Source organism: Variovorax sp. Root434, from assembly GCF_001426595.1.
Classification (GTDB): Bacteria; Pseudomonadota; Gammaproteobacteria; order Burkholderiales; family Burkholderiaceae_C; genus Variovorax.
In genome coordinates, this window is record NZ_LMEK01000012.1 from 850,321 (window position 1) to 876,621 (window position 26,301).

Here is a 26,301-nt window from a genome sequence, read left to right on the forward strand (position 1 = left end):
CGCTCAGCACCCCTTGAACACGGGCGGGCGCTTTTCCAGGAAGGCCTGGCGCGCTTCCTTGGCGTCCTCGGTGCGCGACAGCGCCATGGTGATGTTCTGCTCGAAGCGATAGCCGTCGCGCTGCGGCATCACGTCCATCATGTTGGCAGCCTGCTTGGCATAGGCCAGCGCGATCGGGCTCTTGGAGGCCATCTCCTGCGCGAGGCGCATGGCGGCGGGCATGAGCTCGTCCGCCGGAACCACCTCGTCGAGCACGCCGCGGCGGTACAGCTCGGCAGCCGGCACGCGCATGCCGGTGAAGAACATGTGGCGCGTGAACGAGCGCCCGAACATGGTTCGCAGCATCGAGACGCCGCCGGCCAGGCCCACGTTGATCTCCGGCATCGCGAAGCTCGCGTCGTCGGAGGCCAGGAAGATGTCGCACGCGGCCATCAGGCCGAAGCCCGCGCCCAGTGCCGGGCCGTTGACGGCCGCGATGACGGGCTTGGCGCATTCGCGAATGGCGTTGCCGGTCTCGCGGGTCCAGCGGTTGTGGTCGAGGAAGTCGCCGGGCTTGTCGGCCGAGGGGCGGTCCTTCAGGTCGGCGCCGGAGCAGAAGAACTTGCCGGTGCCAGTGAGGATGGCCACGCGGATGTCGTCGCGTTCGGAGATCTCGTCGAACACCTGGATCAGGCGATGGCGGGTGTCGCGGCTCAGCGCATTGACGGGCGGCTTGTCCAGCCGCACGACGGCGACGAACTCGGAAACTTCAAGACTGACGCTCATGACGAACTCCTGGCAACGTGAGACATGCCGCAGGCCGCCGCATCGGCGGCGGCGGCTTCGGTCGGGGAATACAGCAGCCGCGACGCATGCGCCATGCGGTCGCCGTAGCGGAACTCGGAGGCGAGCAGGCGCTGCGCCATGCGGGTGGCCAGCACCTCTTCGCTGACGCCCATGCCGCCGTGCATCTGGATCGCGCCTTCGGCGCACAGCCGGGCCGTCTCGGCCAGCGCGACTTTCATCAGGCGCAGCGTGCGGCGCAGGTCGGCGGCGCCGCGCTCGTGTTCCTGGAAGGCGTGCATCAGCAGGCCCTTGGCGCAGAGATAGCGCACATACATGTCCGCCGTGCGGTGCCGCAGCACCTGGAACGACGCCAGCGCCACGCCGAACTGGCGACGCTCCTGCAGGTGCTTCACGGTCTGCTCGATCAGCGTGGCGAGCGCGGCCACGGTATCCGCCGCGGTGAGCAGCAGTGCGGCGTTGTCGGCTTGCCCGATGGCCGAGTCCACCGCGGCGCCGCGTGCGATGCACGCCACCGCCGGCACCGTCAGGCCGTCGAGCCTGAAGTCGGCGCTGCGCCGGCCTTCCATGGTGCGATAGGTGGCGCCGGGCGCGGGCATGTGTTCGTGGTCGACCAGGAAGAGCGCCGTTTCGCCGCTGCCTTGCAGCAGCGCGGGCACCAGGTGGTGCGTGGCCGCCAGCGACACGTCCACGCCCTTCACCTCGCCGGTCAACGCGTAGCCGATGTCCAGCTGCTTCGCCGTCAGGGCGACCTCGTCGAGCGAGGCCGAGAGCGAGGTCAGCGGCGCGATCTTCGCGCTGCCTTCGCACACCGCCTCGAGCCAGCGCGCGGAGGTGTCGGCATTGGCCGCCTGCAACAGCAGCGGCGCGACCGCGCAGGTTTCGATCACGGGCAGGTGCACGCCGTGCGTGGCAAGCCCGACGACGATGGAAGCCAGGTCGGACAGCGTGCCGCCGACGCCGCCAGCTTCCTCGGGCACCAGCGTGCAGGTCCAGCCCATCTCGCGCACGGGGTCGGTGCCGGCGAAGTCCTTGGTGGTCTCGTTGTCCTGCGCGAAGCGCGCCGCGGCGTCCAGCAGCATGCCGGGGAACAAGGGGGTGAATGACGTCGACACTTTTCAGGCTCCCAGCAATTCATTGGCAACGACGTTGCGCTGCACTTCCGAGGTACCGCCGGCAATCGTGCGGGCGCGGGTGAACAAGTAGTTCTGCACCCAGGCGGCACCGGGCTCGCCCTCGCCCTGCTCCACCAGGAAGCGGTGCGCGGCGTCGGGGCCGACCGCGTCGAGCGCGATCGTGGTCAGGCGCTGGGCCACGTCGGCGCAGGTCATCTTGATGGCCGAGGGCTGCACGCCCAGCGGTCGCTGGTGGATGAGGTCGTCGGTGGCCTGGGCCATCATCACGCGCGCGCCCTTCACGTCGGCCTCCGCCAGCAGCAGGCGGTAGCGTAGGCTGCCGAAATCGCGGCGTCCCGCTGCAGCCTTGGCGGCCTGCTCGACCAGCTGCGTGACCTGCCGGCGCACCAGCTCCAGCCGCGCCACGTTGGCCGGGGGCAGGCGCTCGCGCTCGAGCAGGAACTTGGCGCAGGTCCAGCCCTTGCCGGGTTCGCCGATCAGGTTGTCGGCGCGCACGCGCACTTCGTCGAAGAACACTTCGTTCAGGTGATGCCAGCCGTCGATGGTGTGGATCGGCCGCACGGTGATGCCGGGCGTGTCCATGGGCACCAGGACCAGCGAGATGCCGTCCTGTTTCTTCGCCTCCTTCGAGGTGCGCACGAGCATGTAGATCATGCTGGCTTCGTGGGCGTGCGAGGTCCAGATCTTCTGGCCGTTGATGACGTACTCGTCGCCGTCCAGCCGCGCACTGGTGCTGAGCGAGGCCAGGTCGGAGCCCGAGCCCGGCTCGGAGTAGCCCTGGCACCACCAGTCGCTGCCGTCGAGGATGCGCGGCAGGAAGCGCGCCTTCTGCTCGGGCGTGCCGAAGCGGATGATGACGGGGCCGATGTGGCCCAGGCCGTGGTGGTACAGCGGCGGGCAGTCGGCCTCGGCCATCACCTCCTCGAAGATCAGCCGCTGCATGATGTCCCAGCCGGTGCCGCCGTGCTCGCGCGGCCAGCTGGGCGCGCCCCAGCCCCTGGCGGTGAGGATCTTCTGCCAGCCGAGGTATTCGCGCTTGGTGATCTTCTGGCCCGCGGCCACGACGGCGCGGATCTCCGGGGGGCATGCGCTGCGCGCGAAGTCTTCGAGCTCGCGGCGGAAGTCCGCGTAGGCGTGCGCCTCGCCGCTGGCAGCGGTGGCGGCGGGGGTGTCGGTGTTCGACATGTTCGTTGTCTCCTGTCCTGTGGTCCATGCGCGGCGCTTTGCCGCGCCAATCGGTGCTAGGCGGCCGCGGGGGCGTCCTTGCGCAGCCTGGTGATCAGTTCGTCGAGCGCGGCCACGGCGCCGCCGGCGTCGCGCCGGCGCAGGCACCGCGCCACTTCGCGCCGCAGCGGGAACAGGTCGGGCCGCGGCAGCACGGGAACGACATGCGTCATGCGTTCGCGCAGGATGGCGGTCATGGTCTGCGCCATCAGCATGAGCGCCTCGTTGTGCCCCGCGTCCGCGATGGCGCAGAAGAAGCGGCTGGCCGATTCGATGCGCTGCGCGCGCGTGTCGGAGGGCTGGTGGCGCTCGATGGCGTCGACGGCTTTCTCGACCGCTTCGAGTTCGGCTTCGCTGGCGCGTTCGCAGGCCAGGCGCAGCAGCGTGCCGTACAGCGTGCGGTAGGCCTCGTCGAGATCGGCCGTGCCCAGCCGCCCCTGGATCACCAGCGTGCGCAGCGACTCCGCCAACATCATGTAGGCGCCCTTGTAGAACACCAGCGCGTGGTCGGCGCCGCCGCCGCCCATGTGCTTCACCTCGCCGATGAAGATGTCGTGGTCGCCCGCCTCGTGGCAGGCGTGCACGCTGCACTCGAAGCTGGCCAGGCAGTCGTCGATCACCGGCATGCCCAGCGGGCCGGCGCGCCAGGCGACGCCTTCGAACTTGTCGGCGATCTTGCTGGAGGCGAAGCGGCCCGACAGCGCGTCCTGGCTCTGCGAGAGGATGTTGATGGCAAAGCCCTCGGCCTCGCTGAACGCGCCCACCAGGCTGCTGGCCTTGCGCAGGCTGAACAGCACCAGCGGCGGCTCCAGCGACACCGAGCTGAACGAGTTGCAGGTCAGGCCGACCGGCCGCCCGTTCGCGTCGCGCGTCGTGATGACGGCCACGCCGGTCGGGAAGCAGCCGAGCAGCTGGCGGAACAGCATCGGCTCGATCGGCGCGACGGGTGCGACCGGATCGGCATGGATCGCATCGGACACGGCATGGGTCATGGCTTTCCCCTCGGGTGAGTCGCTGGGCCGGCGCCGTTTCAGGCGGCTGCGAGTTCGGGCACGACCTGCGCGACGTGCGGCGGGTCGTTGGCAATCTCGCGCTGCACCGCGGGCATGATCACCTTGGCCCACAGCTCCAGCTGGCGCAGCATGGTGGGGTGGTCGAAGTCGCCCATCTGCGTCTGGAACGCGTAGTGGCAGGGCTTGAGCGTGCGGATTTCCTTCACCACGCGCTCGATCACCTGGTCCACCGAGCCCACCGGCAGGTTGGCGCGCATTTCCTCGAGCGTGGCCTCGCCTTCGACGATGCCTTCCTCGACCTGGTAGTCGTCGGCCACCTGGGCGGTGCGGCGCTTCAGGCTCACGGCAATGCGGCGCTGGAAGCGTGCGCAGTCGAGGTAGCGCTCGACCTCGTCCTTGTTGTCGCTGGCGTAGGCCGCGCGCAGCACGCCGACCTGCACCTGGGCCGGGTCCTTGCCTTCGGCGAGCGCGACCTTGTCGATCAGGTTGCGGGTCTGGCGCAGCTTTTCCACGCCGCCGTCGCCGCCCGAGACGAACACATGGTGGCCGCCGCGCACCGCGCGGGTCACGAAGGTCGGGTCGACGCTGGTGATCCACATCGGCGGCATCGGCTGCTGCACCGCGCGCTGGCTGATGGCGCTCATGGGCTGCTGGTAGAACTCGCCGTCATAGCTGAACTTGGGCTGCTTCAGGCCCAGCTCGAGCATGTCGAGCATCTCCAGCGTGCGCGCCTTGGCGGTGTCGAGCGAGACGCCGAAGCGCTCGAATTCGAAATGCTGGTAGCCCGAACCGATGCCCAGGTTGAGACGGCCGTTGGACAGCTGGTCGACCATGGCCACATCGGCGATCAGGCGCGCGGGCTGGTACAGCGGTGCGACGACAATGCCGGTTCCCAGCCGGATGTTGCGGGTGACCGCGGCGCAATGCGCGATCATGGTCAGCGGCGACGAGCACAGGCCGTAGTTGCTGAAGTGGTGCTCGGCATACCACGCGGCACCGAAGCCCAGCTCGTCGGCCAGGCGCGTCTGTTCCACCGCGTCGCGCAGGATCTGGTGCGACGTCTTGTGCTTGTTTCGCTGCTGCATCAATATGAAGATTCCGAAATCCATTGCTGGTCTCCTTGTGGGCTTGGTTACGTGCCTTGATCGTAGGAGTGGGGTCCCCGCCCGGCTCACCACGCTTCGCACAGCTTCTTTGCGCTTATTGAAATGAAGGCCCTCGATTCGCTGCGGATCTTCGTCATCGTCCAGAGGAAGGGCAGCCTCTCGGCGGCCGGCCGCAGCCTGAGCCTGTCGCCCGCCACCATCTCTCGGCGCATCAGCGCGCTGGAGGAAGAACTCGGCGTGCAACTGGTCGACCGCACCAGCCGCAACCTCAAGGTGACCGAGGCGGGCCAGGCCTTCCTGGAGCATGCGGAAGTGGTGCTGGAGGCCATGGCGCGGGCCGAGGAAGCGGCGCGCAATTCGAAGCTGCTGCCCGAGGGGCGCCTGCGCATCCACTCGCGCACGCAGATCGGCCTGCGCGTCATCGGGCCGCTGCTGCCGGGCTTCGCGCAGCGCCACCCCGACATCCGGCTCGAACTGGAGCTGTCGGAGCACCCGGTGAACCTGGTGGAGCAGGACTTCGACATCGACATCCGCACCGGCGAATCGAACGACTCCAACTTCGTCATCAAGCGGCTGCTCAGCAGCGACGAGGTGCTGGTGGCGAGCCCCGCCTTCATGAAGGTGCACAAGCGCATCCGCCACCCGAATGACCTGCTGCAGGTGCGCTGCCTCACCTACAAGCGCGAGCACGAGGCGGTCACCTGGAAGTACATCGACGAGCAGGGCGTGCAGCAGGAGCTGGCCATTCAGGGCGTGCTGAACTCGAACAACGGCGAGCTGCTGCGGCTGGCCGCCATGGGCGGCATGGGCATCGCGCTGCTGTCGGAGCCCACGGTGCGCGGCTGCATCCAGGACGGCACGCTGGTGCGCCTGCTGCCCGAATACCGCTTCGCGGTGCGCGCGTTCTCGAACGGTGTCTACGCGGTGTTCCGCCAGAGCCGCACGCTGCCGCTGAAGGTGCGCGCCTTCGTCGATTTCATGGCCGAGGCGCTGCGCGAGAACGACGGCGCCTGAAGAAGGCTTCAGCCGCCGAAGCGGTGCGGCGGCAGGCCGGGGGCTGGTAATCCGTTCACTTCGAACAGCGCGCCGTCCTGCGGGCGGTCGCCCGAGAGGTTGGTGCTCTTCGAGAGCGAAGTGACGAAGGCCCTGTCGAGCCCGGGCCCTCCGAAGCACAGGCTGGTCGGATGCGTTGCGGGCAGTTCGACGACGCGGTCCACGCGGCCATCGGGCGCAAAGCGCGCCATCCTGCCGGCGCGCGGCAGCACGCTCCACACGAAGCCTTCGGCGTCCACGGTCGCGCCGTCGGGGCCGGAGCCGAAGCTGTCGGTCTGCGCGAAGGCGCGCTTGTTGGCGAGCGGCCCATGCGGTGAATAGTCGTAGGCCCAGATCGTGCGCAGCGGGCTGTCAGCCACGTAGAAGGTTCGGCCGTCCGGGCTGAAGCAGGGGCCGTTGGTCAATGCGAAGCCGTCCGCCAGCAGTTCGACGTCGCCACCGGGCCGTAACCGGTACAGCCCACCGCCGATGGGCTCGCCAGGCTGGCGATGCACGTGCAGCGTGCCCGCCACGAAGTTGCCCCACGGGTCGCACTTGCCGTCGTTGAGGCGCACGTCCGGGCGGTCGGTGTCGATCAGCGCGATGGTCTGCAGCGTGCGCGTGCTCAGATCGTAGTGCGCAAAGCCGTGCTTCAGCGCCACGAGCACCGCGCCGCTTTCGCACAACGCAATCGAGCCGACGGGCACGGGCAGGCTGTGCTGCTCCGACTCCCCGCTGCCGGGCCAGTGGCGGTGCAGCGTGCCCGCCAGCGAATCGATCCAGCAGACGGCGCCCGAGCGCGTATCCCAGCAGGGGCTTTCGCCCAGCAGGTCCCGGGTCGTGCCGAGTTCCCGAACAGTGCATGCATCCATGGGACCGCAGTGTGGCAACGCAAGACGCAGGGCCGGCGGCGCATCGCGCAAAGCAGCTTTGCGCGTCGTGCGCTCCCATGGCGGCCGCACGCTCCTAGAGTGCGGCCGATGAACGAACCCACCGCTCCACCGCCCCTACAGGGCATTCGCGTCGTCGAGCTCGGCAACTACATCGCGGGCCCCGGCACGGCGATGTCGCTGGGCGACCTCGGCGCCGAGATGCTGAAGATCGAATCGATGGAAGGCGACATGGCGCGCCACACCGGGCACTTCGGCCACGCGATGCTGCGCGCCTACAACCGCAGCAAGAAGTCGATTGCGCTCGACCTGCGCCAGCCCCGCGGGCTGGAGGTAGCGCGCCGCCTGATCGCCGGCGCCGACGTGGTGGTGCAGAACCTGCGCCCCGGCGCCGCCGACGCGCTGGGCCTGGGCGCCGAGGCGCTGCGCGCGGCGCACCCGGGCCTCGTGCACGTCTCGATCAGCGGCTTCCCAGCCGATGCGCCTTCGCGCGACCGGCCCGGCTACGACATCGCGGCGCAGGCCGAGAGCGGCCTCATGTCCGTGACCGGCGAGCCGCAGGGCCTGCCGCAGAAGGTGGGCGCCACCATCATCGACACGGCCAGCGTGCAGGTGGCGACGCAGGCCATCCTGGCCGCGCTGTTCCGCCGCGAGCGCACCGGCCGCGGCGAGACCATCCGCGTGTCGCTGCTGGAGGTGGCGCTGAACCTCCAGTTGGCCAACTGGAGCGACTACTTGGTGCGCGGCGTGGAGCCCACGCGCAGCGGCGACGGCCAGCCGCTGAGCGCGCCGGCGGCCGACATCTTCCGCACGCGCGACGGCATGGTGGTGATCTCGGCCTACGTGCAGGCGCACTGGGTGCGGCTGTGCGAGACCATCGGCTGCCCCGAGCTGGCAACGGACGCGCGCTTTGTCACCAACGAGCTGCGCGTGGCCAACCGGCCCGCCATGAAGGCGGCCGTGAGCGAGCGGCTCGCGCACTACGGCACCGGCGAGTGCGTCGAACTGCTCACGCGCAACAACATCGTGGTGGGCGTGGTGCGCAGCTATGCCGATGCGCTCGCGGGAGCGGACTTCCGCGCCAGCCGCATGGTCATCGAGGCCGCGCCCAACGGCGACGTGCCGGGCTACGCCAGCTTCGGCCTGCCCTACGAGCTGTGCGATACGCCGCGCCGCCGGACCCAGGCGGCGCCGGCGCACGGCGCGCACACCGAGGAACTGCTGCGCGAGGCGGGCTACGGCGCCGCCGAGATCGAGGCACTGCGCGAAGCCGGCGTCGTCAAGGGGGCGAACCCGCCCGTGCCGGTGCGCAACCTACAAAGCAGCTTTTCACACCCTGCAGCACCTTGAGCCAGCCCCGTCGATAGACTGCCTCGACGGGACTGGCAGCAGGCCATTCACCCCCTAAAAGAGATCGGAGACAAAGTGATTTATCGAAAACTCATCGCCCCGCTGTTGCTCGGACTGGCCGTGGTTTCAGGCGCGGCGCAGGCACAGCAACCCATCCGCCTGGTCGTGCCCTTCGCGGCCGGCGGCGGCACCGACCAGTACGTGCGCCTGCTGGCTTCCGAGCTCACGAAGAAGGGCACGCAGGTCATCGTGGAGAACAAGCCCGGCGCCAGCGGCATCATCGCCGCCGACTACGTGGCCCGCTCGCGCCCCGACGGGCTCACGGTGCTGGTCTCGTCGCTCGGCACGCTGGCCAACAACACCGTGCTGTACGACAAGCTGCCCTACGACCCGAAGAAAGACTTCGCGCCCGTCTCGCAGATCGGCTACCAGCCCGCGATCATCGTCGGCCGCATCGACCTGCCCTACAAGAACATCAAGGAGATGGTCGCCTACGCCAAGGCCCATCCGGGCAAGATCAACCGCGGCTCGCCGGGCGAGGCCATCCTGACCAACCTTGCGCCGCTGAGCTTCGAGCGCAACAACGGCTTCAGCACGACGCACGTGCCCTTCAACGGCGATGCACCGGCCGTGCAGGCGCTGCTGAGCAACACCATCGACATCCACGGCACCTCGCTGACCGGTTCGCTGTCGCTGATCCAGGCCGGCAAGCTGCGCGTGCTGGGCGTGATGGACAGCCAGCGCCTGCCGCAGGTACCCGACGCCCAGACCTTCAAGGAGCAGGGTTACGACTTCGAGGCCGTGCTGTGGTATTCGCTCTCGGTACCGTCCGGCACGCCGGGCGAATCGATCCGCCGCCTGAACAAGGCCGTGAACGAGGTGATCGCGCAGCCCGACTTCGTCACTCGCGCGCGCGCCATGGGCATGGAGCCGCGCGGCGGCACGCCTGAAGAGCTGGCGAAGTTCGTGCAGACCGAGTTCGAGCGCTGGGTGCCGATGCTCAAGAGCCTGAACCTGCCGAAGCAGTCGCACTGAGCGGGGCGCGGCGCGCGCCGTGGGCCGTCAGGCAGACGGCCTGGCCAGCGTAGCCAACTTCTTCCTGGCGGCCTGCAAGAGGCCGCCTCGTTCGACGGGCAGTGCCGCCTTTGTATCCCCGAGCACGACGATCTCATGCACGGTGGCGGCCGAGATCCTGGAAGACAACGGATCGCGCGGCGACATGTCGTTGAATCTCCCGAGCGGGATGACGTGCACCTTGAGGTGCCGGCCCATGGTTTTCGACAGCTTCTGGCAAGCCGCCGCCATGGCGGCTTCGTCCGGGACCAGCTGGCCGTGCACGACGAGCAGTTCCACGGTGCCCTGCGCGTCCTCTCCCAGCACGAACGCGCGCACCACAGAGTCCTTGAACCTGGACCGCAGCATGGAGCGGATCGGCTCTGCCGCGGCGAACGATCTCAGCGCGATGCTCCGGAGTTCGTTGTGGAAGACGAACGAGCGATCGACCTGGACCGTCTCGGCCTGGTCGGCCTTCGCCGCCTGCCGCCTCACGATGCCGCTGCGAACGAGATGCTCCACGGTGAGGGTGGCCTCGGCCTCGGCCAGCTTCGAGCGCCGTGCAAGCTCGCTCGTCGGGAACTGTTGATCGGGGGCCCCGTACAGCACCGTGAGGAGCTTCTGCACTTCGGGGGAGAAAAGGAAATCCGCGGCGCTCATCCTTGCCTTGCTGCTGATACGAAGGGCGCCATTATCCGGATGGGTCAAGGCGCATGGCGGCGCCCGTGCGGCGGCAGGCTCACTTCCATGCCTGTGCTTTCCTGCTGTTCATGCAGCCACTGCACGACGCGTTCGGCGCGCCTGACGCCGATGCCTCGCACCGGATACCACCAGGTCATGCCCGCGTCGTTGATGCGCCGCACGAGCTGCCTCAGCGTGCCGAAGCCCGCCTGTGAAAGTCTTTCGGACAGCAGCGGTTCGAACCAGGCTGCAACGCTGTCGTGGGCTTGCGGCGCATTTCGGCGCGCTTGCGGTGTGTCCATGGGGTCTTCTTCTTCCTGCGCAACGTGTACCGGCCCCCTGCGCGAATGCGAACCCGTGCGTCGCAGCGAGCGCACTGGCCGGGGTGGATCGGATGGGCTTCCGCTGTACTTTGCACGGGGCGTGCCAACCGCCAAGGCGTTGATCCGCAAGGGATTTCTGAATGGCCGGCTGGGTGATGCAAGTCATTCAGACAAATTGCGTGTCCGATTCTTGGACATGTGTCTGGTAGACGATCAGGGTTTACCGCAGAAGAGCCTGTTGCTCCTCCTTATTGCCCACGGGGAACAAACCGGAGGCCCCAAAGACACGCAAACCGTTGATCAGCCAAGCCTGCGGAAGCTGGCGTTGCGAGAACCTCGATATCGAGGCGAGTCGGACTCGCAAACTACCAAGCACCACGACTATTCGGATGTGGTCGCGATAAGCGAATCGATCAGCGCCCTCGATGCAGACGACAGCCGCCGATGCGGTGCATAGATTACCGAAAACGGCCGCGAACGACCACGCGCCGGTGCCAGGACCTCGACGGCTCGCCCCTGCGCAATGAGATCCTGCGCGATGAAGTCATAGGTCTGGCATATGCCAAGACCGCTTTGGGCGAGCGTGACCACGCCCAGCACATCGTCCGATACCTGCAAGCCGCCTTGCGGCACCCAATCGATGTCGTGTCCATCTGCCCGCAGGATCCACGGCGACACCCGCCCGGTGCTGGGCATCACGAAAGCCAGGCAGCTATGCCGCGCCAAGTCGCCGACGCCTGCCGGCGCCCCGGCGCAGGCGATATAGCCCGGTGCGGCGATCAGGCACATGGCCGCGTCCTCGAGCTTGCGCCCGACCAGTCCGCTGTCCGGCAGGCTGCCCATCCGGATGGCCAGGTCGTAGCCCTCTGCCACGAGGTCCACGTTGCGGTTGGTGATGTTCAACTCGATGCGCACTTGTGGATGCTGTGCCGAGAAGCGCTGCAGCAACGCAGGCAATCGATGATGCGCATAGGTGGTGGGGGCACTCAACCGGACGCTGCCCTTCAACTCATCGCCTTGTCCCTGCATCGTGCGCTCGGCCTCTTCGATCAGCGCGAAGGCCGCGCGCGACTGCTCCAGGTACAGCCGCCCCTGCTCGGTCAGGCTCAGGCGCCGGGTGGTTCGCCGCAGCAATTGCACGCCCAAGCGCGCCTCGAGGCGGGTGATCGCCCGGCTGAGCACTGATGGCGTCGTGGCCAGCGCGACCGCGGCCGTCGTCATCGATCCCTTCTCGACCACCGTGACGAAGGTCTCCACATCACCGAGGTGATCGAATCTGCGACTCATTTGGTCCTTTCGAGAATAAATATTTTCCTCGAAGGCCAGTTTATCCCCACGAGTGCAATCAATACATTCAAGTCATCGCTGCGACCGCGAGCGCGTCACCGGCCATAACCAACAACCAACAGGAACCCACCATGGACATGCAACTCAAGGGCAAGACCGCCATCGTCACCGGCGCGACGGCCGGCATCGGACTGGCCATCGCCCGCTCCCTGGCGCGCGAAGGCGTGTCGGTCACGATCACCGGACGCAGCCGCGACAAGCTCGATGCGGCAGCCGCCGAAATCGTTGGCGCGGCGCCAGGCAGCGAGGTGAAGACCGTCGTCGCCGACCAGAGCACCACCGAAGGGGTGGCTGCATTGATCGGCGCACAGCCGGACACGGACATCCTCGTGAACAACCTCGGCTACTACGAGGCCAAGCCCTTTGCCGACATCACCGACGAAGACTGGCTTCGGATGCTCGACGTCAACGTGATGTCGGGCGTGCGCCTGTCGCGCCACTATTTCCCGCGCATGCTCCAGAAGAACTGGGGCCGCGTGATCTTCATGTCGAGCGAGGTCGGCGCCTTCACGCCCCCGGACATGGTGCACTACGGCGTCAGCAAGTCGGCGCAGCTCGCGGTGTCGCGCGGCATGGCCGAGCTGACCAAGGGCACCGGGGTCACCGTCAACAGCGTGCTGCCTTCCGCCACCCGCTCGGAAGGCATCGTGGATTACCTGCGGCAGACGGCGCCGCGCGCCGGCATGACCGACGCCGAGATCGAGGCCCACTTCTTCCAGACCTACCGGCCCAGTTCCCTGATCGCACGAATGATCGAAGCGGATGAGATCGCGGCCATGGTGACGCTGCTTGCGAGCCCCTTGGGTGCGGCGTCGAACGGCGCCGCCGTGCGCGTCGAAGGCGGGACCTTCCGCTCGATCCTTTGAACAGGAAATCCAGCATGTCCAACGATCTCGTCATCGTCGCACTCGTTCAAGCCAAGCCAGGTCACGAAAAAGCGCTGGTCCAGGCCCAGGCGAAGTTGGTCCAGGTCGTACGCGAGCAGCCGGGCTGCATCAGCTACGAACTGCATGAGGCCATCGATCAACCTGGAAGGGTCGTGTTCTTCGAACGGTGGCTCGACCGGACGTCCTGGGAGCGCCATATGCGCGGAGCCCACATGGACGCGTTTCGCGCCAATGCGGGTCCGTTGATCGGGGCCTTCGAACTTCTGCAGTTGCGCCAGGTGGCTTGACCGCGGTTCGCCTCGCCATTTCTTTTCACATCAGGTTTTTCATCATGCGCCATCGTTCATTTCAACTCGCGGCCCTTGCGCTGGCCGCCCTCCTCCATCACCAGCAAGCCGCCAACGCGGCGGACGGCCTCCCACTCGAGCGCTGGCGCAGCTATGCCGGCGTGAGTTGGGAGCCCTCGAAGGACGGCAAGGACCCGGCCCCGTTCGCCGCCTCGGTCAGCGCGCCCATCGCAGGGCTGCACTTCGATGCACGAGGCACCGCCTACGTGAGCACCCCACGCCTCGTGTCGGCGTCTGCACCCGCAACGCTCAGCAGGCTCGACACCCGGGCGGAGACCGGTCCCGCACGGCTGACCGCATTTCCTTCGATTTCGGGCAACGCCGTGGCTGCCGCGCCGCAGGACAGTCTGCGCAACGTGCTCGGCTTCCATGTCGACCGCAGGAACGGCTGGCTGTGGGCGCTCGACATGGGTTTCGTCGCCGGTGAGACCGAGGCTCCGGCAGGTGCCCAGAAAGTGCTGGTGCTCGACCTGAAGTCGGGGCGCACCGTGAAGCGCATCGCGCTGGACGGCGTGGCCGACCGCAAGGGCAGCTTCCTCAACGACATCGCCGTCGACGAACGCCGCCGCATCGCCTACATCTCCGACAGCGGCATGCGCAGCGCACCCGCCAACATGGTGGGCCTGATCATCGTGGACTTCGCCTCGGGTGAGGCCCGACGCGTGCTCGACAGGCACCCGGGCCTGCAGATCGAGGCCGACGTCAAGGTCATCTCCCACGGCACGGAAGTCTGGCCGGGCAACCCGCTGCTGCTCGGCATCAACGGCATCGCGCTGTCGCCCGATGCGCGCACGCTGTACTGGACAGTGACGACGGGAACGCGCGCCCGCTCGGTACCGACGTCGGTCTTGCGCAATGCGGCGTCGAGCGATGAACAGATCGCCTCAGCCATCCGCGATCTCGGCGCGGTAGGCGGCAACACGGACGGGATCGTGACCGACACCAAGGGCAAGCTCTACATCACGGACGTCACCCGCAACGGCATCGTGAAGTACGACCCGCGCACCCGGGCGATGTCGCTGATCGCGTCCGACGACGGTGTTCAGTGGCCCGATACGCCCGCGATCCTTCCGAACGGCGATCTGGTCTTCACTTCGAGCGCGCTGAACAACCACTTCGCCGGTTCGGTCAAGAGTGGCGAGGAGCGCTATGAGTTGTGGCGTCTGCCGCTCGACGGTCGGAAGACCAAGGCCAACTGAAAGTACGGGGACATGGAGGGGGCGGGTTGTCGCCCGCTTCCAGGTGATGACCCGTCCCGCCGATGGGGTCGTGGCGCCTCACGGCGGATCAATTTTGAATACTTTTTATTGCCTCTTGCACACCCAAGGAATAAGCTGCGCACTCGTCTGACGACGAACAAAAATAAAGGAGCAGCGATGATCAGCGTTCCATCGCCGCGCGCCGCGCGCGGACTTGCGTATGCATCCCTGGTGTTCCTGGTGGGGTCCGGCGGCGACGGAGGAGGCGGCGCCAGAGCGCAGGGCCCCGATCCGGCGCTGGCGAGCACGTCCGCATCGGCCAACAAGCCGGTGCCGCCGGACGGACAGCCGGCGACCCTCACCAGCCCGTCCCCCGGCACCAAATTCGCCAGCCGCAGCGCGACCTTCGTCTGGAACAACACGGGCGCCAACCAGTACGGCTTGACGATCCTGTCGGCCTCTTCGACGACACCCGTGGTGGACACATCGACAAGCGCGACAACGCTGACGGTGACAAACCTTCCCATCGACGGCGCGGGACTCGTGGTCAGGCTGCGCTCGCGATTCAAGGGGAAGTGGCTGCCGGCCAACGAGTACCCGTTCACGGCCGCCGGGTACACGGCGGCGCAATCGACCGCCGCAGTGAAGCCCTGGTCCGATCCGATCACACTGCCGCTCGTGCCCGCGTCGGCCGCCAACCTGCCGGACGGCAAGCTTTTGATGTGGGCGGCCCGCTCGCCCACCAGCTTCAGCACGAACAGCAACGAGGCCTACACCTACACCTCGGTGTTCGACCCCGTCACGCGAAGCGCCAGCCCGCTGATGGTCACGGCCACGGGCCACCAGATGTTCTGCCCCGGCCTGAGCATGCTGGGCGATGGAAGCGTGCTGGTCAGCGGCGGCAGCGACGCGGCGAAGACCTCGATCTACGACCCGGCGCTGGGCGGCTGGGTGGCAGGTGCGCAACTCGGTATCACACGTGCCTACCAGGCGAGCACGACGATGTCCGACGGCTCCGTGTTCACGGTCGGGGGGTCGTGGAACGGTGGGCAGGGCGGCAAGTACGGCGAGGTGTGGTCGGCCGTCACCCAGACCTGGCGCACGCTGTCCGGCGTGCCGGCCAACATGCCCGACGCGAGCAATGTCTCGGACCCGCCGCTGGCCGGCCCGGACGCGGCCGGGGTCTACCGGGGCGACAACCACATGTGGCTGTTCGGCGCCGCCAACGGCTGGGTGTTCCACGCCGGTCCCGCGGCAGCAATGCATTGGATCGACACGCGCGGCAGCGGCGCCATCCTGCAGGCCGGTCCACGCAGCGATGACCCCTATGCCATGACGGCCAGCGCCGTGATGTACGACATCGGCAAGATCCTCAAGCTCGGCGGCGCGCCCAACCACGACAGCGGCAACGCCTTCAAGACCGCATACATCATCGACATCAGCGCGGGCGCGCCGACGCCGCCCACGGTGCGCAAGCTCTCGCCGATGGCCTATGGCCGAACCTTTGTCAACAGCGTGGTGTTGCCCAACGGCGAGGTGTTCGTGATCGGCGGGCAGACGCAGCCCGTTCCGTTCTCCGACTCCTACAGCGTGCTGGCGGCCGAGCTGTGGAGCCCGGGGCTCGAGAGCTTCATCACGCTGCCGCCGATGCAGAAACCGCGCAACTATCACAGCGTGGCCTTGCTGCTGATGGACGGACGCGTGCTGGCTGGCGGCGGCGGGCTGTGCGACTGCGCGGGCGACCACCCCGATGCGGAGATCTACACGCCACCCTACCTTCTGACGGGCGACGGTTCGCCGGCGGCCCGCCCGGCCATCACGTCCGCGCCGACCAGCGCCACGTGGGGGAGCCAGATCGCCGTGGCGACCGACCGCGCGGCGGCCCGCTTTGCACTGGTGCGCATGGCATCGGCCACGCACTCGGTCAACACCGACCAGCGTCGCATCCCGCTGTCCTTCACGGGCACGGCAGGCAACTACCAGCTGGCCATTCCGGCCGATCGCGGCACGGTGCTGCCGGGCAACTACATGCTGTTCGCGCTCGACGACGGCGGCGTGCCGAGCATGGCGCGCACCATCAACATCCGGTAGCAGTGGCCGGCACGCTTCGCAAGCCGAGGCTTTCGATGACGCTGGCGCTGGCGCTCGGAACCGCACTGGCTGCCGGCCCGGCGTGGCCCGGCGAGCGTGAGGCCGCCGGGCATTCCTCCGCGGCGCGTGGAGCGCGCCTGTTCGATGGCACCGAGCCACTCGCCGGCACGCTGTCCGGCCACAGCGCGTCGCTGCCGGGCGCGGCGACACGCTGCATCCAGTGCCATGCGGGCCCCGGCAAGTCCACTGCCGCGGTCTCCGGTTTCGCGCCGCCGCTCGACCGGCGCCGGTTGCGCGAAGTCCTTCCACGGCGCGGCGGCCCGCCCGTCGCGTACGACGGGGCATCCTTCTGCCGCACGCTGCGCACCGGCGTCGACCCGGCCCACGTCACGCTGCCCCGAGCCATGCCGCACTTCGATGCCGACGGGGACCAGTGCGCGGCCTTGTGGGACTACCTCACGCAGGCCCTTCCCGAATGAACACCCATACCCCTCTCATTCCCGCCCGGGCTGCATCCCTCGGGCGCCGGCGCCTGCTTGCCGCCGGTGCAATGGCTTGGCTGGGTGTGCCTGCGGCCCGCGCAAACGCCAGCGTCGGCCCCGTGATGCCGGCGGTGTCGGCGCCGGCCTTGCCGCTGCGCCGCCACGACGGTGCCACGCCGGTGCTCGCGGCGCAGTTGCGAGGCGGCCCAACCGCCGTGCAATTGATGTTCACCGGTTGCAGCACCGTCTGCCCGATCCAGGGGGCCTTGTTCTCGACGCTGCAGGCGGCATTGCTGGCCGAGCGCCACACGGCGGTGCGCCTGCTGTCGCTGAGCATCGACCCGCTCGCCGACGACCCCGCCGCACTGAGCGCCTGGTTGCGGCGTTTCGGCGCCAGGCCCACATGGAGTGCGGCGGCGCCGGCCCCTGAGGCGCTCGAGTCGATGTTCTCGCTGTTCACGGGAGGCGCGGCGGCGGGCGACCGCCATACCGGACAGGTTTACCTGTTCGATCGCCATGCCCGCCTGGTCTGGCGTACCAGCGAACTGCCGCCGGCCGAAGAGGTCATGGCCGGGCTGCGGCAGATCGGTTAGGTGCAGTTCGCATTCGCGCCCGCGGTCGCGTTGGTCTCGTGTGCCAAGGCTGACTAAGCGAAAGGCGCTCAAGGCGGCCGCGCTCGGGCGTCACGATCACCTGTGCCCGGGAATACCCTCTGTCTCTTCCGAAGTCTTCTTGCCTACAGTTCTTGTATGCAAGACAAGTGTTAGCTTGCATGCAAACCTCAGGCAAAGACAGACAGGAGACTCCATGCCCCGCTTCGCCAAATCGCTTTTCGGTCAGGTGGTCATCGCGCTGGTGCTGGGCGTGCTCGCGGGGCTCCTGGCGCCCGAGTACGCCGTCAAGCTCAAGCCGCTCGGTGACGGTTTCATCAAGCTGATCAAGATGATCATCCCGGTGCTGGTGTTCTGCGTGGTGGTGCATGGCATCGCCGGCGCGGGAGACCTCAAGCGCGTGGGCCGGGTGGGCGTGAAGTCGCTCATCTACTTCGAGGTACTGACCACCATCGCGCTGGCCATGGGCCTGGTGCTGGCCTTTGTGTTCCAGCCCGGCGCGGGCATGAACGTCGACCCCTCCAAGCTCGACGCGACCGCGATGAGCGCCTATGCGTCGAACGCCGACAAGCTCACGAGCGGCGGCACGATCGACTTCCTGATGAAGCTCATTCCGACCACGGTGGTCAATGCCTTCGCCACCGGCGACGTGCTGCAGGTGCTGCTGTTCGCGGTGCTGTTCGGCTGCGCGCTCACGCTGCTGGGCGATCGCGGCAAGCCGGTGGCGGTGGTGGTCGATGCGCTTTCGCTAGTGCTGTTCAAGATCATGGGGATCATCATCAAGCTGGCGCCGCTGGGCGTGCTGGGCGCCATCGCGTTCACCGTGGGGCAGTACGGCATCGGTTCGCTCAAGCAACTGGGCATGCTGGTCGCGCTCTTCTACGGCGCGGTGCTGATCTTCGTGTTCGTGGTGCTCGGGCTGGTGATGCGCATGTCGGGCTTCAGCCTGATCAAGCTGCTGCGCTACCTGCGCGAAGAGCTCACCATCGTGTTCGCCACGACCTCGTCGGACAGCGTGCTGCCGCAGATCATGGCCAAGCTGCGCCGCATGGGCATTCGCGATTCGACCGTGGGCCTCGTGATCCCGACCGGCTACTCGTTCAACCTCGACGCCTTCTCGATCTACATCACGCTGGCGGCCGTGTTCATCGCTCAGGCCACCAACACGCCGATCTCGATGGCCGACCTGCTGACGATCCTCGCGATCGCGCTGGTCACCTCCAAGGGCGCGCACGGCGTGCCGGGCTCGGCCATCGTGGTGCTGGCGGCCACGCTGCATGCGATTCCCGCAATTCCCGCCATCGGCCTCGTGCTGGTGCTGTCGGTCGACTGGTTCATGGGCATCGCCCGCGCGCTGGGCAACCTGATCGGCAACTGCGTGGCGACCGTGGCCATTGCCGCCTGGGAAGGCGACATCGACCGCGAACGCGCGCATGCGGTGCTCAACGGCAGCTATTCGCCCGACGACGAGCCGCTGGCCGAAGCCGGGTCCGTGGTAAACGCTGGCACCGGTACCGCCTCCAGCGCCCACTGAAAAAAACATGCCTGCCGACGTCAGCCCCACCGTCATTGCCGAACGCGTCGTCGAGGCCATCCTCGCGCAGAAGCTCGCACCGGGCGAGCGGCTCGGCGAGCAGGCGCTGGCGGAGAACTTCTCGGTGAGCCGCACGATGGTGCGCGAAGCGCTGATGCAGTTGCAGGCACGCGGTTTCGTCGAAGTGCAGTCGCGCCGCGGCTGGTACGTGGTGGAGCCCTCGGCAGAGGAAGCGCGTGACGCGTTCTCGGCACGCCGCATCGTCGAGGCGGGCATCCTGGAAGCGAGCGCGGGGCGGCCGCTGTCGAAGGTGATCCGCAAGCTGCGCGACCACATCGCCGACGAGCAGCGCGCCATCGACGGCGCCGACGCCGCCACCCGCGCCTTCCTGCTGGCCGACTTCCACGTCTGCCTGGCTGAGCAGATGGGGCACCAGCTGCTGGTCGACGTGCTGCGCGACCTCACGGCGCGCACCACGCTGGCGGCCACGCTCTACCAGTCGAAGCACGAAGCGGGACAGTCGTGCACGGAGCATCGCGCCATCGTGGCGGCGCTCGAAGCGGGCGACACGGCCAAGGCGCGCCTGCTGATGCTCGATCACATCGGCAACGTCGAACGCGCGCTCGAAGTGGACGTTGCCGCCGAAGCGGACGCGCCAAGCCGCTTGCGCGCCACGCTGGCGCCCGTGGCGCTGCCGCGCACCAAGCGCTGAAGTTGTGCACTATTGCCGCGAAACGCTCTTTATTCGATAGCAGGCAACAACCAGCCCGCCATCGTTTGGGGCGAATCCCGCCCTCGAGTCTGTTGCACTGCGCAAGGGCGCGCCGGCTGACACGGCCGCGGGTTCCCGCTCGGCTACAGTCCGGGACACCTATGAACTCACCCCAACTCCAGCGCGGCGTGTTCCTCGCCCTTCTCGCCGCCGTGACCGTCGCCTTCCTCTGGGTGCTGATGCCGTTCTTCGGCGCGGTGCTGTGGGGCGTGGCGCTGGCGATCCTGTTCACGCCGCTCTACAAATGGCTGCTGAAGAAGATGCGCGGCAAACCCAATTTCGCGGCGCTGTCGACGCTGGCCATCTGCCTGTTCATCGTGATCCTGCCGCTGGCCATGGTGGGCGTTTCGCTGGTGCAGGAGATCGCGCTGGTCACGCAGAACATCCGTTCGGGCCAGATCAACTTCGCGGCCTACTTCCAGCAGATCCTCGATGCCTCGCCGCAATGGCTGCTGAACCTGGTCGAGCGCTTCGACCTCGGCGACATGGCGGCATGGCAGGCGCGCATCTCGGCCATCGCCGGGCAGGCCAGCCAGATCATCGCAAGCCAGGCGCTCGCCATCGGCCAGAACACCTTCGACTTCGTGGTCAGCTTCTTCGTGATGCTGTACCTGCTGTACTTCCTGGTGCGCGACGGCGCGACGCTGTCGAAGACCATGCGCGACGCCGTGCCGCTGGCCAAGCCGCACACGCACTACCTGCTGAACAAGTTCACCACCGTGATCCGCGCGACGGTGAAGGGCAACGTGGCAGTGGCCATCGCGCAGGGCACCATCGGCGGGCTGGCCTTCTGGTTCCTCGGCGTGCAGGGCGCGCTGCTGTGGGCGGTGCTGATGGCCTTCCTGTCGCTGCTGCCCGCCGTGGGCGCAGCGCTGATCTGGGGGCCGGTGGCCATCTACTTCCTGGCCACGGGGCATTTCTGGCAGGGCGGCGTGCTGATCTTCGTGGGCGTGTTCGTGATCGGCCTGGTCGACAACATCCTGCGCCCCGTGCTGGTGGGCAAGGACACGCAGATGCCCGACTACATCGTGCTGATGTCGACCATCGGCGGCATGGCGATCTTCGGCATCAACGGCTTCGTGATCGGGCCGGTGATCGCGGCGCTGTTCATGGCGGCGTGGAGTCTGTTCGCGGACTCGGGGCACGTGGGCGTGGAGCACGAACCGGCCGAAAGTTCAGAACGCGCGGAAAGCCTCAAGGACAGGAAAAGGGGCTGAGGCACGGGCGGGTGCGAGCCCGCCTGCTCCCCGCCGCGTGCATTTCGCGCGCGCAATCCTGCATTCCGTCGCATGGCGCTGGGCACAGCGGGTGGCCTGCGAGATCGTCGGGCCTCCAACTTTCCAGAGGCCCCGCCATGCAACTTCCCGCCCTCCTGTCCCGCCCGGCCGTGCGCGTACTGTGCACCGCCGCGATCCTTGCGCCTTTCTCGCCATTGGGCGCCCTTGCCGCCGACCTGAGCCTGAGCGTCGCCGACGGCCCCGCCGCCGATGCCACGCTCTACGTCGCGCTGTACAGCGACGCCGCCGGCTACGCCGAAAGCAAGTCGGTGGCCGCGCAGACCGTGCCGATGCAGGGCGGCAAGGCCCGCCTCGTGTTCGCGGGCCTGGCACCGGGCCGCTACGCCTTGCGGGCATTCGCCGACGAGAACGGCAACGGCAAGCTCGACACCAATCTCATGGGCATGCCGACCGAGCGCTACGGCTTCTCGAACGATGCCAAGGGCAACCGCGCCGCGCCTGATTTCGAGGCCGCTGCGATCCGCGTCGACGCCGACCTGCAAACCGTCATTCACCTGCGCTGAGGCAGTCATGGAACGACGCGAACTCCTGCGCCTGCTCGCATCCGCCGGCGCCCTTCCGCTCCTGGCACCGCTGGCGCGCGCCGCGAGCGCCGACGACTGGCAAGCCCAGTACGAAACCTCCGGCGCCCCCTGGAAGATCGGCTTCGCCACGCCGCCTGACGACATGCCGCTCACCCGCGCTACGGTGCGCGGTCGCTTTCCCGATGCCGTGGCCGGCACGCTGTTCCGCATCGGTCCGGCCGGCCACGACCTGGGCGGCGAGCGCTACCACCACTGGTTCGACGGCGACGGCATGGTGCATCGCCTCGCGATCGAAGGGGCCGACGTGCGGCACCAGGGCCGCTATGTCGCCACGCCCAAGCGCATGGCCGAGGTGAAGGCCGGCCGTCGCCTGCTCGAGGCCTTCGGCACCATGCCGCCGGGCGTCGAGCCGCCGACCTCGGCCGACAGCATCAACGTCGCCAACACCAGTGTGCTGCCGATGCAGGGCGAGGTATTGGCGCTCTGGGAAGGCGGCTCGGCCACGCGCATCGACGCGCGAACGCTGGACACACTGGGCCTGAAGACCTGGCGCGCCGACCTCGCGGGCATGCCCTTCTCGGCCCACCCCAAGGTGGACCCGGACGGCACGGTCTGGAACTTCGGCGTCAGCTCCGGCCAGGGCCTGCTGGCGCTGTACGAGATCGGCTCCGGAGGCACGCTGCGGCGCGCTGCCGTGGTGCCGGTGGCCGACATGCCGATGGTCCACGACTTCGCCGTGACCGAGCGGCATCTCGTGTTCCTGATGCCACCACTGGTCTACGACGGCAAGCGCAAGGAGGCCGGCGCGAGCTTTCTCGATGCCCACGTCTGGCGGCCCGAGCTCGGCATGCGCGTGCTGGTCGTCGACAAGCAGAACTGGGAGCGGCGCCAGCTGATGACACTGCCGGCCGGCTTCCTGTTCCACGTCGGCAACGCCTGGGAGGAGGTCACGCCGCGCGGCACGCTGATCCACGTCGACTATGTGCGCTCGGACGACGCCGACTCGGTGTTCACGAGCAGCCGCGAAGTGATGCGCGGGCGCCGCGTGAAAAGCACCGAGCCGTATCTGACCGTCGCCACGCTGAACCTGAGCACGGGCCAGGCCACGCAAACGGCGCTGCCGCAGGACGCCGAGTTCCCGCGCATCGATCCACGCCGCGTGGGCCTGCGCCACCGCCATGTGGTCCATGCCACGCAGATCCGGCGCGAACTGCCGGGCTTCGGCGCAATTGCACGCACCGATGTCGAGACCGGCCGCAGCCAGCGCTTCAGCTACGGCGCGCAGGCCATCGTGGAAGAACACGTCTTCGTGCCGGACGGCTCGAAGCCGGGCTGGGTGCTGGGCACGGCGCTCGACTTCGGCCGGCAGAAGACCGTGCTGTCGTGCTTCGCGGCAGATCACCTCGGGGCGGGGCCGGTGGCACAGGCCACGCTGCCCTACGCACTGCCGTTGGGTTTGCACGGGGCCTTCGTGCCTGCCTGAAGAGGGATGTGCTGTCTATAGTCCTTTGTGGCCGCACGTCGTGATTGTTCGGGGGCGCTCACGCCGACGGGGTACCTTGCTCCGCGAATGTCCCCCGGCCTGCGGCCTCCTCCTTTATTTCGCTGCGCAAGGCACCCCATCGGCGTGAGCGTTGGACAGAGCGGTCGTTGATCAGCGGTGCACCCAGAGCGTGCCCTGTGCACAGGGCACCGGGTGCTCCCCGCAGCGAAATAAAGGAGGAGGCCGAAGGCCGGGGGACATTCGCGGAGGGGAGTACCCGGTGGCCTGTGCACACACCCCGAACGAACCCTTCAGCAACGAACACCCGTCAGCCCGCCCACCAGCCTTCATCGAACCGCCCCTGCAGGAAGGCAACAAAGCCCGACACCTTGCCCGGCACCAATTTGGGCGAAGGAAAGACGGCATGAATCTCCTGCTCGGGCAGCGCATGGTCGCCAAGCACTTCGCGCACCTTGCCCGTGGCGAGCGAGTCGCTGGCCACGTAGCGCGGCATCAGCGCAATGCCCAGCCCGTCGCGCGCCGCGGCCAGCACGGCCGAGAGGTTGTTCGAGCGGAAGCGGCCCGACACAGGCACCGTGACCGGCTCGCCCCTGGGCGTGTGCATGCGCCAGAACTCGTCGCCCACCACGCTGCTGTAGATCAGCGCCACGTGTGCGCTCAGGTCCTGCGCGCGCTTGGGCGTGCCGTGCTTCTTCAGGTAGGCCGGCGACGCGACCATCGCCCACGGATTCACGCCCAGGTAGCGCGCGCCCAGTGAAGAATCGGCCAGCTTGCCCATGCGGATCGCGACGTCGATGCCCTGCGCGATCAGGTCCACGTAACGGTCCTCGAAGCTCAGGTCGAGCTGCACCTGCGGATGCCGGCGCATGTATTCCAGCGCCAGCGGCACCACCACGCGCCGCCCGAACGCCACCGACGTGCCCACGCGCAGCAGCCCCTGCGCCTGGGTCTGCCGCAGCTGCACGATGCTGTCGGCCTCCTCCGCTTCGCGCACGATGGTCTTGCACTTCTCGTAGTAGAGCGCGCCCGGCTCGGTGAGGCTCACGCCGCGCGTGTTGCGGTTGAGCAGCCGCACCTTCAGCCGCTCCTCGGTGGCGGCGATCTGCTTGGTCACGGTGGGCTGGGTGGTGTTGAACTCGCGCGCGGCCTTCGAGAAGCTGCCGGTCTCGACCACGCGAACGAACATTTCCATTGCAAGCAATCTGTCCATGGGCCGGATGGTAGTCACTTATTCCAACCTGGAATAGGTTATATGGTCCGCAGCCGTCTTCTTGGAATTCGCCCCGCTTCCTACAGTGAGCGCATCCCAAAGGAGACTTAGATGGCAAAGATGACAGCGGTCCAGGCCGCGGTTCTGGTGATGGAGAAGGAAGGCGTGACGCAGGCCTTCGGCGTGCCGGGTGCGGCGATCAACCCGATGTATTCGGCGCTGCGCCAGCGCGGCAGCATCGCGCACATCCTCGCGCGCCATGTCGAGGGCGCCTCGCACATGGCCGAGGGCTACACCCGCGCGGTGGCCGGCAACATCGGCGTGTGCATCGGCACCTCGGGCCCGGCGGGCACGGACATGATCACGGGCCTGTACTCGGCCTGGGCCGATTCGATTCCCATCCTCTGCATCACCGGCCAGGCGCCGCGCGCACGGCTCTACAAGGAAGACTTCCAGGCGGTCGACATCGAGTCGATCTCCAAGCCCGTCACCAAGTGGTCGGTCACGGTGCGCGAGCCCGGCCAGGTGCCGCAGGTGTTCCAGCAGGCCTTTCATCTGATGCGTTCGGGCCGACCGGGCCCGGTGCTGATCGACCTGCCCTTCGACGTGCAGATGGCGCAGATCGAGTTCGACATTGACAGCTACGAACCGCTCAAGCCCTACAAGCCCGCCGCCACGCGCGCGCAGATCGAGAAGGCCATCACGATGCTCAATGCGGCGGAGCGCCCGCTGATCGTGGCCGGCGGCGGCGTCATCAACGCCGATGCGGCCGACCTGCTGGTGCGCTTCGCCGAAGCCACCGGTGTGCCGGTGATTCCCACGCTGATGGCCTGGGGCGCGATTCCCGACGACCACCCGCTGATGGCCGGCATGTGCGGCCTGCAGACCAGCCACCGCTACGGCAATGCGACGATGCTCGCGAGCGACTTCGTGCTCGGCATCGGCAACCGCTGGGCCAACCGGCACACGGGCTCGGTCGATGTCTACACCAAGGGGCGCAAGTTCGTGCACGTGGACATCGAGCCCACGCAGATCGGCCGCGTGTTCACGCCCGACTTCGGCATCGTCTCGGACGCCAAGGCCGCGCTGCAGCTCTTCGTCGAAGTGGCCGAGGAAATGAAGGCCGCAGGCCGCCTGCCCGACCGCCGCGACTGGGCCAGGCAGTGCATCGAGCGCAAGAAGACCATGCTGCGCAAGACCAACTTCGACGAAGTGCCGATGAAGCCGCAGCGCGTGTACCAGTGCATGAACAACAACTTCAGCACCGACACCTGCTACGTGAGCACCATCGGGCTCTCGCAGATCGCGGCCGCGCAGTTCCTGCACGTGTACAACCCGCGCCACTGGATCAACTGCGGCCAGGCCGGCCCGCTGGGCTGGACCATTCCCGCCGCACTGGGCGTGCGCGCCGCCGACCCGACGCGCAAGATCGTCGCGCTCTCGGGCGACTACGACTTCCAGTTCATGATCGAGGAGCTCGCGGTGGGTGCGCAGTTCAAGCTGCCGTACATCCACATCGTGGTCAACAACTCCTACCTCGGCCTGATCCGCCAGGCGCAGCGCGGCTTCGAGATGGACTACTGCGTGCAGCTCGCGTTCGACAACATCAACGCCGGCCCCGATGCCGGCATCGAGAGCAGCTACGGCGTGGACCACCTCAAAGTGGTCGAAGGCCTGGGCTGCAAGGCGATCCGCGTGAACAGGCAGGAAGAAATCGCACCGGCCATCCGCCGCGCCGAAGCGCTGATGGCGGAGTTCAGCGTGCCGGTGGTGATCGAGGTGATGCTGGAGCGCGTGACCAACATCGCGATGGGCACCGAGATCGACAACATCACCGAGTTCGAGCCGCTGGCCGAGACGCTGGCCGATGCGCCGACTGCCGTCGCGGCCCTGCTCGATTGAAG

At 67.8% G+C, this 26,301-nt stretch carries 25 protein-coding genes; 15 read left to right on the forward strand and 10 right to left on the reverse strand.

Going from position 1 to position 26,301, the window contains the following annotated elements; translation table 11 throughout:
* Positions 1 to 3: 3 nt before the first annotated feature.
* The 5 genes from ASD05_RS14485 to ASD05_RS14505 are packed head-to-tail and all read right to left on the reverse strand — an operon-like array spanning position 4 to position 5,265.
* Positions 4 to 765, reverse strand: coding sequence for an enoyl-CoA hydratase/isomerase family protein (locus tag ASD05_RS14485; RefSeq protein WP_056593355.1), 762 nt, complete (start codon positions 763 to 765; stop codon positions 4 to 6).
* Positions 762 to 1,898, reverse strand: coding sequence for an acyl-CoA dehydrogenase family protein (locus tag ASD05_RS14490; RefSeq protein WP_056593358.1), 1,137 nt, complete (start codon positions 1,896 to 1,898; stop codon positions 762 to 764). Before ASD05_RS14490 ends, ASD05_RS14485 begins: the two co-directional genes overlap by 4 nt.
* A gap of 3 nt (positions 1,899 to 1,901) precedes the next feature.
* The gene (locus ASD05_RS14495) at positions 1,902 to 3,104 is read right to left on the reverse strand and encodes an acyl-CoA dehydrogenase family protein (protein WP_056593361.1); all 1,203 of its coding nucleotides are present in this window, start codon (positions 3,102 to 3,104) and stop codon (positions 1,902 to 1,904) included.
* A gap of 56 nt (positions 3,105 to 3,160) precedes the next feature.
* On the reverse strand, positions 3,161 to 4,135 hold the full coding sequence (locus ASD05_RS14500) for a flavin reductase (protein ID WP_200955431.1): 975 nt from the start codon (positions 4,133 to 4,135) through the stop codon (positions 3,161 to 3,163).
* A gap of 38 nt (positions 4,136 to 4,173) precedes the next feature.
* Entirely contained in the window at positions 4,174 to 5,265 is a 1,092-nt protein-coding gene (locus ASD05_RS14505) for an LLM class flavin-dependent oxidoreductase (protein ID WP_056593364.1), read from the reverse strand.
* 99 nt (positions 5,266 to 5,364) lie between these two features.
* Between ASD05_RS14505 and ASD05_RS14510 the strand changes: the two genes are divergently transcribed.
* A complete protein-coding gene (locus tag ASD05_RS14510; RefSeq protein WP_007839043.1) occupies positions 5,365 to 6,276 on the forward strand; it encodes a LysR family transcriptional regulator in 912 nt (303 codons plus the stop codon).
* Positions 6,277 to 6,284: 8 nt separating this feature from the next.
* Here the strand turns inward: ASD05_RS14510 and ASD05_RS14515 are convergent, their stop codons facing one another.
* Positions 6,285 to 7,166, reverse strand: a complete 882-nt coding sequence (locus ASD05_RS14515; protein WP_056593367.1) for an SMP-30/gluconolactonase/LRE family protein — start codon at positions 7,164 to 7,166, stop codon at positions 6,285 to 6,287.
* A gap of 108 nt (positions 7,167 to 7,274) precedes the next feature.
* Here ASD05_RS14515 and ASD05_RS14520 point away from each other — a divergent pair, with 108 nt between their 5' ends.
* Complete coding sequence (locus ASD05_RS14520; protein WP_056593370.1) at positions 7,275 to 8,534, forward strand: CaiB/BaiF CoA transferase family protein; 1,260 nt, start codon at positions 7,275 to 7,277, stop codon at positions 8,532 to 8,534.
* Between the two features lie 75 nt (positions 8,535 to 8,609).
* On the forward strand, positions 8,610 to 9,569 hold the full coding sequence (locus tag ASD05_RS14525; RefSeq protein ID WP_056593373.1) for a Bug family tripartite tricarboxylate transporter substrate binding protein: 960 nt from the start codon (positions 8,610 to 8,612) through the stop codon (positions 9,567 to 9,569).
* 27 nt (positions 9,570 to 9,596) lie between these two features.
* Here the strand turns inward: ASD05_RS14525 and ASD05_RS14530 are convergent, their stop codons facing one another.
* The 3 genes from ASD05_RS14530 to ASD05_RS14540 form a co-directional block, all read right to left on the reverse strand.
* Complete coding sequence (locus ASD05_RS14530; protein WP_056593376.1) at positions 9,597 to 10,247, reverse strand: hypothetical protein; 651 nt, start codon at positions 10,245 to 10,247, stop codon at positions 9,597 to 9,599.
* Positions 10,248 to 10,291: 44 nt separating this feature from the next.
* Entirely contained in the window at positions 10,292 to 10,570 is a 279-nt protein-coding gene (locus tag ASD05_RS14535) for a phage integrase family protein (RefSeq protein WP_056593379.1), read from the reverse strand.
* Between the two features lie 402 nt (positions 10,571 to 10,972).
* On the reverse strand, positions 10,973 to 11,878 hold the full coding sequence (locus ASD05_RS14540) for a LysR family transcriptional regulator (RefSeq protein ID WP_056593382.1): 906 nt from the start codon (positions 11,876 to 11,878) through the stop codon (positions 10,973 to 10,975).
* Positions 11,879 to 12,009: 131 nt separating this feature from the next.
* Here ASD05_RS14540 and ASD05_RS14545 point away from each other — a divergent pair, with 131 nt between their 5' ends.
* The 11 genes from ASD05_RS14545 to ASD05_RS14595 all read left to right on the forward strand — a co-directional run bounded on the left by ASD05_RS14545 (position 12,010) and on the right by ASD05_RS14595 (position 23,166).
* Positions 12,010 to 12,804, forward strand: a complete 795-nt coding sequence (locus tag ASD05_RS14545; protein ID WP_056593385.1) for an SDR family NAD(P)-dependent oxidoreductase — start codon at positions 12,010 to 12,012, stop codon at positions 12,802 to 12,804.
* Positions 12,805 to 12,818: 14 nt separating this feature from the next.
* The gene (locus ASD05_RS14550) at positions 12,819 to 13,112 is read left to right on the forward strand and encodes a putative quinol monooxygenase (protein WP_056593388.1); all 294 of its coding nucleotides are present in this window, start codon (positions 12,819 to 12,821) and stop codon (positions 13,110 to 13,112) included.
* Positions 13,113 to 13,156: 44 nt separating this feature from the next.
* The gene (locus tag ASD05_RS14555; RefSeq protein ID WP_056594451.1) at positions 13,157 to 14,371 is read left to right on the forward strand and encodes an L-dopachrome tautomerase-related protein; all 1,215 of its coding nucleotides are present in this window, start codon (positions 13,157 to 13,159) and stop codon (positions 14,369 to 14,371) included.
* A 177-nt stretch (positions 14,372 to 14,548) separates the two neighbouring features.
* Complete coding sequence (locus ASD05_RS14560) at positions 14,549 to 16,462, forward strand: galactose oxidase-like domain-containing protein (protein ID WP_056593391.1); 1,914 nt, start codon at positions 14,549 to 14,551, stop codon at positions 16,460 to 16,462.
* Positions 16,463 to 16,497: 35 nt separating this feature from the next.
* Positions 16,498 to 16,941 carry a hypothetical protein gene (locus ASD05_RS14565; protein ID WP_056594455.1) on the forward strand — a complete coding sequence of 148 codons (444 nt, stop codon included), beginning with the start codon at positions 16,498 to 16,500 and terminating at the stop codon, positions 16,939 to 16,941.
* Positions 16,938 to 17,537 carry an SCO family protein gene (locus tag ASD05_RS14570; RefSeq protein WP_056593394.1) on the forward strand — a complete coding sequence of 200 codons (600 nt, stop codon included), beginning with the start codon at positions 16,938 to 16,940 and terminating at the stop codon, positions 17,535 to 17,537. The genes ASD05_RS14565 and ASD05_RS14570 overlap by 4 nt, the downstream gene beginning before the upstream one ends.
* 214 nt (positions 17,538 to 17,751) lie before the next feature.
* Positions 17,752 to 19,089, forward strand: coding sequence for a C4-dicarboxylate transporter DctA (locus tag ASD05_RS14575; protein ID WP_056593398.1), 1,338 nt, complete (start codon positions 17,752 to 17,754; stop codon positions 19,087 to 19,089).
* Between the two features lie 7 nt (positions 19,090 to 19,096).
* Positions 19,097 to 19,801: a GntR family transcriptional regulator gene (locus ASD05_RS14580; RefSeq protein WP_056593401.1), complete on the forward strand. Its 705-nt coding sequence runs from the start codon at positions 19,097 to 19,099 to the stop codon at positions 19,799 to 19,801.
* A gap of 161 nt (positions 19,802 to 19,962) precedes the next feature.
* Positions 19,963 to 21,078 carry an AI-2E family transporter gene (locus tag ASD05_RS14585; RefSeq protein ID WP_056593404.1) on the forward strand — a complete coding sequence of 372 codons (1,116 nt, stop codon included), beginning with the start codon at positions 19,963 to 19,965 and terminating at the stop codon, positions 21,076 to 21,078.
* A 137-nt stretch (positions 21,079 to 21,215) separates the two neighbouring features.
* Positions 21,216 to 21,662: a DUF2141 domain-containing protein gene (locus ASD05_RS14590; protein ID WP_056593407.1), complete on the forward strand. Its 447-nt coding sequence runs from the start codon at positions 21,216 to 21,218 to the stop codon at positions 21,660 to 21,662.
* A 7-nt stretch (positions 21,663 to 21,669) separates the two neighbouring features.
* A complete protein-coding gene (locus ASD05_RS14595; RefSeq protein ID WP_056593410.1) occupies positions 21,670 to 23,166 on the forward strand; it encodes a carotenoid oxygenase family protein in 1,497 nt (498 codons plus the stop codon).
* A gap of 328 nt (positions 23,167 to 23,494) precedes the next feature.
* On the opposite strand, the gene ASD05_RS14600 is transcribed toward ASD05_RS14595, so the two are convergent.
* Positions 23,495 to 24,397 (reverse strand): LysR family transcriptional regulator, encoded by a 903-nt coding sequence (locus tag ASD05_RS14600; RefSeq protein WP_056593413.1) that lies wholly within the window; start codon positions 24,395 to 24,397, stop codon positions 23,495 to 23,497.
* A 111-nt stretch (positions 24,398 to 24,508) separates the two neighbouring features.
* Here ASD05_RS14600 and gcl point away from each other — a divergent pair, with 111 nt between their 5' ends.
* The gene (gene gcl, locus ASD05_RS14605) at positions 24,509 to 26,299 is read left to right on the forward strand and encodes a glyoxylate carboligase (RefSeq protein WP_056593416.1); all 1,791 of its coding nucleotides are present in this window, start codon (positions 24,509 to 24,511) and stop codon (positions 26,297 to 26,299) included.
* Positions 26,300 to 26,301: the final 2 nt, after the last annotated feature.